At 65.6% G+C, this 3,315-nt stretch carries 5 protein-coding genes; 4 read left to right on the plus strand and 1 reads right to left on the minus strand.

All coding sequences use genetic code 11. The features are described 5' to 3' along the window. The 4 genes from VMD50_RS21640 (at nt 1) to VMD50_RS21655 (ending at nt 2,872) form a co-directional block, all read left to right on the plus strand. Complete coding sequence (locus VMD50_RS21640; RefSeq protein WP_325430567.1) at nt 1–138, plus strand: group II intron maturase-specific domain-containing protein; 138 nt, start codon at nt 1–3, stop codon at nt 136–138. Between the two features lie 297 nt (nt 139–435). After that, nucleotides 436–861 carry a helix-turn-helix domain-containing protein gene (locus tag VMD50_RS21645; protein ID WP_325430559.1) on the plus strand — a complete coding sequence of 142 codons (426 nt, stop codon included), beginning with the start codon at nt 436–438 and terminating at the stop codon, nt 859–861. Next, nucleotides 858–1,178, plus strand: coding sequence for a hypothetical protein (locus VMD50_RS21650; RefSeq protein WP_325430561.1), 321 nt, complete (start codon nt 858–860; stop codon nt 1,176–1,178). The genes VMD50_RS21645 and VMD50_RS21650 overlap by 4 nt, the downstream gene beginning before the upstream one ends. Next, nucleotides 1,175–2,872, plus strand: a complete 1,698-nt coding sequence (locus VMD50_RS21655) for a recombinase family protein (protein WP_325430563.1) — start codon at nt 1,175–1,177, stop codon at nt 2,870–2,872. Before VMD50_RS21650 ends, VMD50_RS21655 begins: the two co-directional genes overlap by 4 nt. Here the strand turns inward: VMD50_RS21655 and VMD50_RS21660 are convergent. After that, nucleotides 2,812–3,315: reverse transcriptase domain-containing protein (locus VMD50_RS21660; RefSeq protein WP_325430565.1), on the minus strand; the 504-nt coding region annotated here is incomplete at its 5' end. The genes VMD50_RS21655 and VMD50_RS21660 overlap by 61 nt on opposite strands.

Below are 3,315 nucleotides of genomic sequence, written 5' to 3' on the forward strand. Positions count from 1 at the left end.
CTGACCCGCCGGTCGCGGTTGCTGCTACCAAATGAGGTGATCGTGGAGGACATCAACCGTTTCCTGCGCGGCTGGGCCGCCTATTTTCGGTTCGGCAACTCCGCGGTGCGCTTCGAAAAGATCATGCACCACGTGTGACCACCAACGGAACGCAAAGCTGCAGTTGACGGTGTTGCTGGCTCCGCCAGAAGCGGTGCCCGGGCTGTATTTGCATCCTGATCACCGTCGTCGGCACTTGCGCCCAGCCGTCCGGAGCGAGTTTGATGTCTAGTATTGACCGCCGCATATCTAGTTTTAGTTGCCGCATCGTTTGCATCATCAGCGGCATCACAGCCGATTTAGTGCCAACATTGGGAAGAAGATTTAGACACGCGGCATTAAATAATCGACACACATGGAGGTGTGGCTTAGGCTCTGGTGTGGGAGGTGAGACCGGTGAGCGATACCACACGGCTTCGGGCGTTGACCGAGGCAGGTCTGCTGCATCCCAATCCCAACGAAGTGTTAGCGCCCCTGTTCACCGGCGGGTCGAGATTCTTCCTGGCTTCCGACAAGGTGCAGGTGAAATACGAGATGCTGCGGGCGCATCTGGTCGATGGTGTGTCGGTGTCGGAAGCTGCTGGGGCACACGGCTATTCGCGGGCAGCGTACTATCTGGTGGCTGCGGCGTTCGACCAGTCGGGGATGGCCGGGCTGCTCGACGAGCGGCGCGGCCGTCGCGGACCGATAAAGCTGCGACCCGAGATCGTGGACTTTATCCGCGCCGACACCGGGTCGGGGGCGCAGATCGCCGAGCAAGTGGCCGAGAGGTTCGGGGTGGTGTTGCACCGGCGCACCATCGAGCGGGTCCGCTCTCGGTGAGCGCCCGGTCGTTCTGGCCGCCAGTCGAGGCGGCGCAGGTCGACTACGAAGCCCTGCGCGCACAGGCGCTTGAACCCTGCGGGCCCCTGGAGGGGCTGGCCGCGGCCCGGTTTTCCCGGCGCGGGCTGGCCGGGTTGATCGCCTGGCCGAGCGCCGAGCCGGTGTTTGTCGCCAACCTTGTCGCCGCTGCCCGTCCGGCGTGGAGCCCGCATGAAGATCCCCGCGTGGCCGCACTGGCCGCGGGCTATGAGTTCCTGCTCGACCTGGCCGCCGACCGGCAACATGGCGCAGTGATGCCAAGGTGGGGGCTGCGGTGAGAGCGGGGCTGTATGCGCGGGTGTCCACCGAGCGCCAGGCCGATCGCGGCACCATCGGCTCGCAGCTGGCGCTGCTGCGCGAACACATCGCCGCCGCCGGTGACGAGCTGGTCGGCGAGTATGTCGACGACGGCCATTCCGGCGCCCGACTGGACCGGCCCGGTCTGGATGCGTTGCGTGATGCCGCCGAGGCCGGGCTGATCGAACGGGTGTGGTGCCTGTCGCCGGACCGGCTCGCCCGCGCCTACGCCTACCAGGTGCTGGTGCTCGACGAGCTGGCCCGCTTCGGCGTCGCGGTGGCGTTCACCGATTCCCCGGGGCTGGCCGCCGACGACCCGCAAGCCACCTTGCTCACCCAGGTGCAGGGCGTGATCGCCGAGTACGAGAAGGCCAAGATCGCCGAACGCTACCGGCGCGGCAAGCTGTTTCGGGCCCGCGCCGGCGAGGTTGTCACCTGGAAAGCTCCCTACGGCTACCGTCGGATTCCGCGCAGCGGCGCCACCGGCCAGGCACACCACCAGGTCTATGAACCCGAGGCCGCGGTGGTGCGGCGGATCTTTTCCGACCGCGCCGCCGGCGTCACCGTGCGCGAGATCTGCCGCCGGCTCAACGCCGACGGGGTGCCCTCCCCAACCGGCAAACCCACCTGGGGCACGTCCACGCTGTGCCGGCTGCTGGGCAACGAGGCCTATATCGGCCGGGTCTACTACAACCGCACCGAATCGGTGCCCGACCGCCGGCCCACCCGCCGCAACCGTCAGGTGCCGCGTAATCGGGATGAATGGATCCCGATCGACTGCCCCCGCATCATCTCCGACGAGCTGTTTCAGGCCGCCGGCCGTGTCTCCACCGACAACACCAAGTGGAGCCCGCGCCGCGCCGAACCCGGCGCCTGGCTGCTCAAAGGCCTGGTCAAATGCGGTGTTTGCGGGGTCGGCACCAACTGTCACAAGATGCGCGGCCGCAACGGCACCTGGCACCGCTACTACCACTGCCGCAACCACGACCCGCTGCGCGCCGGCGGGGAATCCCGCCGCTGCCCCGAACGCAACATCCGCGCCGACGCGTTGGACGCGTTCGTGTTCGACCAGATCCGCGTCGCGATGACCCACCCCGACCAGCTACTGGCCGGCGAACAAGCCGTCGCCCTAGGCACCCCAATTCCCAACGATGAACTCCTTAGCGCCGAACTGGCTCGGCTGGACCGCAAGATCGACGCCGCCGAGACCGAGCGGCGCCGACTCATCGACCTCTACCAGGGCGGGTTCATCGAACTACCCGAACTGCAGCGCCGTGCCACCGAAGTCGCCTCACGCCGAAAAGAGCTGCAGCACAACAGAACCAGCCTCGCCGAGGAAAGAACCACGCTGGCCCGTGACAATCAACTCCGCCGACGCGCGGGTGACTTCGCCGCCCGCATCCACGCCATCATCGACACCCTCGATGACACCCAAAAACAACAGCTGCTGCGCCTACTCATCGAAGACGTCCGCGTCACCGGCTGGCACGTCCAAATCCGGCTCCGCATCGCCCTCGACCCGCCACCACAACACCCAACCGACCCAACAGCCCCAAAGGGCCCACCGCCACCCCCAGAACCCGTGTCAACCAAAGACGGTTTGCGTTCCATTGGTCACCACACGTGGTGCATGATCTTTTCGAAGCGCACCGCGGAGTTGCCGAACCGAAAATAGGCGGCCCAGCCGCGCAGGAAACGGTTGATGTCCTCCACGATCACCTCATTTGGTAGCAGCAACCGCGACCGGCGGGTCAGTTCCCTAATCCGATCTCGGGCCTGCCGCATAGCCCTGTCCGCGGGCCAACGAGCGAGAAATGTAACCGACCGCCCACGATCGCGGCGGCTGGCCACCCGAATCAAACAGTGGTGAAAGCCCAAGAAATCAAACCCGGCACCACCGACCTGCAGACACACAATCCGCGTCTTGGCTTCCTTTGGTTGCAAACCAAGTTCGGCCAGCACAGTCCTCAACTGCGTCAACGCAGCCTCGGCCTGCTCACGGGTTTTGCACATCACCACCAGGTCATCAGCGAAACGGACCAGTACCCCATGCTCACGCACCTGCCATACCCGGTCGATCCGGTGTAGGTAGATGTTGCACATCAAGGGGCTGATCAC

Source organism: Mycobacterium sp., assembly GCF_035506235.1.
Taxonomy (GTDB): domain Bacteria; phylum Actinomycetota; class Actinomycetes; order Mycobacteriales; family Mycobacteriaceae; genus Mycobacterium.